At 60.1% G+C, this 6,186-nt stretch carries 6 protein-coding genes; all 6 read left to right on the forward strand.

Features of this window, described 5'->3' with window-relative positions:
• Positions 1-1,410, forward strand: a 1,410-nt coding sequence (locus tag Q0S16_RS09295; RefSeq protein ID WP_295847400.1) for a PAS domain-containing methyl-accepting chemotaxis protein, incomplete at its 5' end; no start/stop codon positions are given.
• Positions 1,388-2,302, forward strand: a complete 915-nt coding sequence (locus tag Q0S16_RS09300; protein ID WP_366517816.1) for a protein-glutamate O-methyltransferase — start codon at positions 1,388-1,390, stop codon at positions 2,300-2,302. The genes Q0S16_RS09295 and Q0S16_RS09300, both read left to right, overlap by 23 nt.
• Complete coding sequence (locus Q0S16_RS09305) at positions 2,299-2,958, forward strand: chemoreceptor glutamine deamidase CheD (RefSeq protein WP_295847403.1); 660 nt, start codon at positions 2,299-2,301, stop codon at positions 2,956-2,958. The genes Q0S16_RS09300 and Q0S16_RS09305 overlap by 4 nt, the downstream gene beginning before the upstream one ends.
• Positions 2,955-4,016: a chemotaxis response regulator protein-glutamate methylesterase gene (locus Q0S16_RS09310; RefSeq protein ID WP_295847406.1), complete on the forward strand. Its 1,062-nt coding sequence runs from the start codon at positions 2,955-2,957 to the stop codon at positions 4,014-4,016. The genes Q0S16_RS09305 and Q0S16_RS09310 overlap by 4 nt, the downstream gene beginning before the upstream one ends.
• Position 4,017: 1 nt before the next feature.
• On the forward strand, positions 4,018-5,148 hold the full coding sequence (locus Q0S16_RS09315) for a methyl-accepting chemotaxis protein (protein WP_295847408.1): 1,131 nt from the start codon (positions 4,018-4,020) through the stop codon (positions 5,146-5,148).
• Between the two features lie 259 nt (positions 5,149-5,407).
• Complete coding sequence (locus Q0S16_RS09320; RefSeq protein WP_295847411.1) at positions 5,408-6,142, forward strand: cache domain-containing protein; 735 nt, start codon at positions 5,408-5,410, stop codon at positions 6,140-6,142.
• The last annotated feature ends 44 nt before the right edge of the window (positions 6,143-6,186 follow it).

Consider the following 6,186-nt stretch of genomic DNA (forward strand, 5'->3'; position numbering starts at 1 on the left):
GACAATTTCCTCAACACCCTGGGCTATGTCGCCGGCGAACTGGTCGGCCAGCATCATTCGCTGTTCGTTGATCTGGCCTACCGGCAAAGCCCGGAATACCGCCTGTTCTGGGACAAGCTTGGACGCGGCGAATATGATTCCGGCCGCTACAAGCGGATCGGCAAGGGCGGCCGGGAAGTCTGGATTCAGGCCAGCTATAATCCGATCATGGGCCCGGACGGCAAGCCGTTCAAGGTGGTGAAATACGCCACCGATATCACCGCCGAGGTCAAGGCCGCGGAGGTGCTGCAGGCCGCCGTCGCGCAAACCCAGGACGTCGTCACCGCGGCGAAGGAAAATGATCTTCGCAATCGAATCCCGCTGGAAGGCAAGACCGGAGAGATCGCCCAGCTCTGCGAAGGCGTCAATGGCCTGCTTGACACCATGTCGTCGGTGCTCGGTGAGGTAACGGAAACAGCGCAGACGCTGACCACCGCCGCGCGCGAGATCGCCACCGGCAACACCGACCTCTCGCAGCGAACCGAGGAGCAGGCGGCGAGCCTGGAAGAGACCGCGGCCAGCATGGAAGAACTGACCGCGACCGTCCGCCAGAATGCCGAGAACGCGCAGCAGGCCAACAAGCTTGCATCGTCGGCGTCCGACGTCGCCGTCAAGGGCGGTCTGGTGGTCGCCGAAGTGGTAACAACCATGGGCAGCATTACCCATGCCAGCCGCAAGATCGCCGATATTATCGGTGTAATTGATGAGATCGCGTTCCAGACCAACATCCTGGCCCTCAACGCGGCCGTCGAGGCGGCGCGTGCCGGCGACCAGGGCCGCGGTTTCGCGGTGGTCGCAGCGGAAGTTCGGAATCTGGCCCAGCGCAGCGCCAATGCCGCCACGGAGATCAAGGGTCTGATTTCAGACTCCGTCTCGAAGGTGGAGTCCGGCTCCCGGCTGGTCGATACCGCGGGAAAGACCATGGAAGAGATCGTCCAGTCGGTAAAGCGCGTCACCGACATCATGGCCGAAATCTCCGCCGCCTCGCAGGAACAGCGCGCCGGCATCGAGCAGGTCAACAACGCGGTCACGCAAATGGACCAGGTCACGCAGCAGAACGCGGCACTGGTCGAAGAGGCGGCGGCGGCGGCGAAGTCGATGGAAGACCAGACTGGCGCGATGTCCGAGATGGTCGGCCAGTTCCTGCTCGCCGAAGAATTCAACAGGGGCTATGCGCCCGCGCAGACGCGGATGAAGCCGACCGGCAATCCCGTCGTCGACCGTTCGTTGCGCGGCGTGAAAGCCCCTGTACCGACGTCGCGATTCCAGCGCCCGCAGGTCGAAACGCCGAGGCCGCAGAAGGCCGCGGAGGAGCCCGTCGTGCGACGCCGGGTCGCCGGCGCAAGTGATGCGGACTGGAAGCAGTTCTAGGACTGACGGAGGACCGCCGGATTATCAATCGATAGTCCGGCGTATCGGTAGTGGAGTTGGTCACGTGGGATCGGAATACGCGCTTCAGGATGGCGACTTTCGCCACATCGTCAAGCTCGTGATGGACACGGCTGGCATTGTGCTTAGCGAAAAAACGCGCGCGTTCATTCATGGTCGCCTCGGCCGGCGGCTACGCATTCTCGGGCTGTCGGACTTCGCGCAATATTGCCGGCTTCTGGAGGGGCCGGAGGGCGAAGCCGAACGCCACAATCTGATCAACGCCATCACCACCAATCACACTAACTTCTTCCGTGAGCCGCACCATTTCGACTATCTCTCGAAGACCATCCTTCCGGTGCTCGCCGAGGCAAGCAGCAACGGGCGCCGTCGACTCAGAATCTGGTCGGCCGGGTGCTCGACCGGCGAAGAGCCCTATACGATCGCCATGACGTTGCGCGACCATCGGCCCTCGCTTACGGGCTGGGACGTCAAGATTCTTGCGACCGACCTCGATACCAATGTCGTGGCACACGCCGCGGAAGGCCTGTACGACGCCGACCGGATTGAGTCGATTCCGCCGGCGCACCGCAAGCGCTTCATGAACGGCCGGCCGGATGAACCCGCCTCGATGAACGAGGAACTGCGGTCGCTGATCATGTTTGCTCCATTAAACCTGCTCGAAAGCTGGCCAATGCGCGGACCATTCGACGTCATCTTTTGCCGGAACGTGGTGATCTATTTCGACAAGCCAACGCAGCGCCGGCTGTTTGATCGCTATGCTGACATGCTGAAGCCCGATGGCTGGCTGTTCGTTGGACACTCCGAGAGTCTCCTGAACGTGACCGACCGCTTCGATCTGGTCGGGCGCACTATCTATCGCAGGGCGAGATGAGTAATGGCCGAGCAGATCGCACACGCGTGCCGGCTCTGCCGGAGGCCGGTCACGTCACGTGTACGACACGCCGATACTGGGATCCGCGTTTCAACGCGATCGCCGTCAAGGTTTTTCCGGGCGAACATTTCGTCACGGCAAATCCGGATGAGATGCTTGTCACCATTCTTGGATCCTGTGTCACGGCCTGCATCAGGGACCCTGTCGCGGGAGTCGGCGGCATGAACCATTTTATGTTGCCGGAACCCGTGCGCGGCTGTCGGGATCCGGAATCGGGGAGCATGCGCTACGGCAATGTCGCCATGGAGCGCCTTATCAACGATGTCCTATTTCAGGGAGGCCTCCGCCAACGGTTGGAGATCAAGGTGTTCGGTGGTGGAAACGTGATGACGGGAGCAACCAGCAACATCGGCCACGGCAATGCCGACTTTGTCGAGGCCTACCTTATCGCCGAAAATCTGCCGATCGTCGCCCGCCACCTGCGCGGCAGCCTGGCGCGTCGAGTCCATTATTTCCCCTTCACCGGCCGGGTCATGTTGCTCGAGCTGCAGCGTACGGAACAGCAGGCGATGGTGCGCAACGAAGGACTCTACAAGTCGAAAATCCAGAGGGAGCCTATCTCGGGCTCGGCCGAGCTGTTTGAGGGCGTGACGTGAAGCAAACCCGCGTACTTATTGTTGATGACTCGGCGTTCGTCCGGCAGGTGATCTCGGAAATCCTGTCGTCCGATCCGTCGATGATGGTCGTCGGCGCGGCGCCCGACCCGATCGTGGCCCGGGAGATGATCAAGGCGCTGAACCCCGACGTGGTGACGCTCGATATCGAAATGCCGCGGATGGACGGTCTGGCGTTTCTCGAGAAGATCATGACGCTCCGGCCGATGCCAGTCGTGATGATATCGTCGCTCACTCAGAAGGGAGCCGATGCCGCCGTGCGCGCGCTGGAAATGGGCGCGGTGGACTTCGTGGCCAAGCCGATGGTCGGGTTGAGTGATGGATTTGCCGCGCTACGCGACGAAATCATATCCAAGGTCAAAGCGGCGGCGGGCGCGCATATTCGACCGATGTCCAAGGATAGACCCAAGGTGGCCCGTCTGTCGCCGGGCGCCACCTACAGTTCCTCAGAAAAACTCATTGCTGTCGGAGCATCGACCGGCGGCGTCGAGGCGCTTCAGGAACTGCTGATCTCGTTTCCGCCCGATGCCCCGGCCATCCTCGTGACCCAGCATATGCCGGCCCTATTCACGGCGTCGTTTGCCAACCGGCTCGACCAGTGTTGCGCCGTCAGCGTCTGTCAGGCGAGGGACGGAGAGCGTATCCTGCCAGGTCATGTCTACATAGCGCCCGGTGGTTTTCATCTGGAACTGGCCCGCAATGGTGCGAATTATGTGTGCCGGGTACATGAGCAGCCGCCGGTATCAGGTCATCGTCCATCCGTCGATGTGTTGTTCCGCGCGGTTGCCAAGGCCGCGGGCGCGAACTCGGTGGGAATCATCCTGACCGGAATGGGCAAGGATGGCGCCGCCGGACTGCTCGAGATGCGCCGTGCTGGCGCGTCGACGATAGGCCAGGACGAGGCTAGCTGCGTGGTCTATGGCATGCCCAAAGCAGCGCATGATTGCGGCGCTACCGAAATCGAACTGCCGCTCAGCAAGATTTCCGGACAGGTACTTTATCACTGTCAGGCTATCGCCGGACGCGGCGTAAGGGTCTGATATGTTTGGATTGAGCCGAAAGCCCAGAGCGGATCTGGTAATTCCAACAGCGACGGTGCCGGATCATTTCGAGGTGGAGACGGTGCCACCGCAGACAGTGCTGCTCCAGCGCTGGATGTCGTTGGCTGCGTTGCAGCAACGCGTCATTGAAGCGCTGGTGGTGGAGATCGCCCAAACGTCTGGTTTCGTGGAGACCGAAGCGGAAGCCCTGAGCGGATGTTTCCAGCGCCTCTCGGTCAGCGCCGAACAGCAAACGGAAAGGGTCAGCAGCCTCAACAATCTGGCCTCCGGGATCGAGGTCGAAGGCAAGATCGTTCCAATCGCTCAAATCGCGGGCCTCCTGGAGGGGACCCTCGACGACGTGGTGAAAAAGATCCTGCTGCTTTCGAAGGACTCCATGTCCATGGTCTCGGCATTGGATGAACTCAAGTCGAACGTTCAGCGGGTAGAAAAATGCATGATGCAGCTCGACAGCGTGAACAACACGACGAACATGCTCGCCTTGAATGCGCGCATCGAGGCGGAACGTGCCGGAGTATCGGGGATGGCATTTCGCGTGGTGGCCGATGAGGTGCGCGAACTTTCCAAGGTCACGCAAGGCCTTGCCGCATCGATGAAATGTGAGCTCAAGGGGCTCACCGATGGCATTGCACACGGGCATTCCACATTGCAACGGGTCGCCAGCATAGATCTGTCCGACAATATCCAGGCCAAGGAGCGGCTCGAGGTGTTAATGGCGGCCTTGCTTCGCCGAAGCTCGAGTCTGGAGACAATTGTCGCGGATGCCGTCAAGGAAGCAGGGCTGATTTCGGCTGACGTTGACGGAATGGTTACCGGCATTCAGTTTCAGGACCGCACCAGGCAGCGGCTGGAGCACGTTATCGATACGCTGCATGTCATCGATCAGGCGATCGAGGAAATAAAATGCAGCACAGTGGGCTCCGTGCCGGATCTGGCCGATGAGGCGCCTGATGTCGAATGGATTAAAAAGCTGCTCGAGCGCTTCACAATGAGCGATATGCGCGCACGATTCGTAACGCAGCTCCTTGATGGCGGCGGACCGGTCGATCTGGCGGGGGGCGGCTCGAGGAATAACGCGCTATCGACCAGTGGATCGATAGAATTATTCTAGCAGTCTTCCGATCCGCGGCGGCGCTGCCGACCCGGCTCGAAGGACTGCTCTGGAAGGTGATTGACAGGTTCCGGCGCGGTCGTCGCGTCTTGCTCTCACTGGTGTACGACGAAAATCGCCACAGCCAGGCAGATATTTGATTGGTCGGCGCGGGAGGGTCTCTCGGGCCGAACACGTCCGGAACCGGACAAATTTGCTTAACGGTATCTTTGTGTCGCCATGCCATACCAGCGTGTATTTTACGCCGGGGCTCATTGCCATGATCAATTCCATCCGTATCCGCACCAAGCTGTTGCTGGTGCTTGTGCTCACGGGTCTGTCGCTTGCGACGGCGATCTGGGCATCTACCTCGATCCTCTACGAGCGCATGATGCAGGATCGTATTGCCAAGCTGAAGGCTGTGGTGGAAGTGGCGAGCGAGCAAGCCAAGGCGCTCGACGCCCAGGTCAGGGCTGGCAAGCTGAACCGCGACGAGGCCATGATACGGTTCAAGGACGCCAGCCGCGCGATGTGGTTCGACAACCATACCGCCTATCTCGGTATTATCGATACCGACGGCATCTGGTTCATGAATGCCGCGGTCCCGAAAATCGAAGGCACGATGGGCAACAAGTTGCCGGACGGCCGTTACATCTCCGAAAAACTTCGCAATGCCGTGAGTTCGAGTGAGGATGGTCTGGTGGCCTATGGCTATCCAAGGCCGGGCGGGACCGAAGCGTTGCCGAAGATGACCTTCGTCAAGAAGTTCGAGCCCTGGAAGCTGATCATCACGGCGGGGGTGTGGATCGACGATCTCGATGCCGACTATCATGCGGTGGTGTATCGGCTGGCGGGCTACGGCCTGGTGCTGCTGTTGATCAGCGGCGGCCTGATTTTGTTGCTGAGCCAGAACATCATAGCAATAACCATCGCTCATCATCTTCTTCATGGTCATAAGAAAGTAGTCTGTCTAATACGTGAGCGGCAGCCGAGGAGCCATCAATGGTTTGGATGACATAAACCTGTACCCCTCTGTTCTGAAAAAAGTCGAAATATTGT

It is taken from the genome of Tardiphaga sp., from assembly GCF_025356345.1.
Lineage (GTDB): Bacteria > Pseudomonadota > Alphaproteobacteria > Rhizobiales > Xanthobacteraceae > Tardiphaga.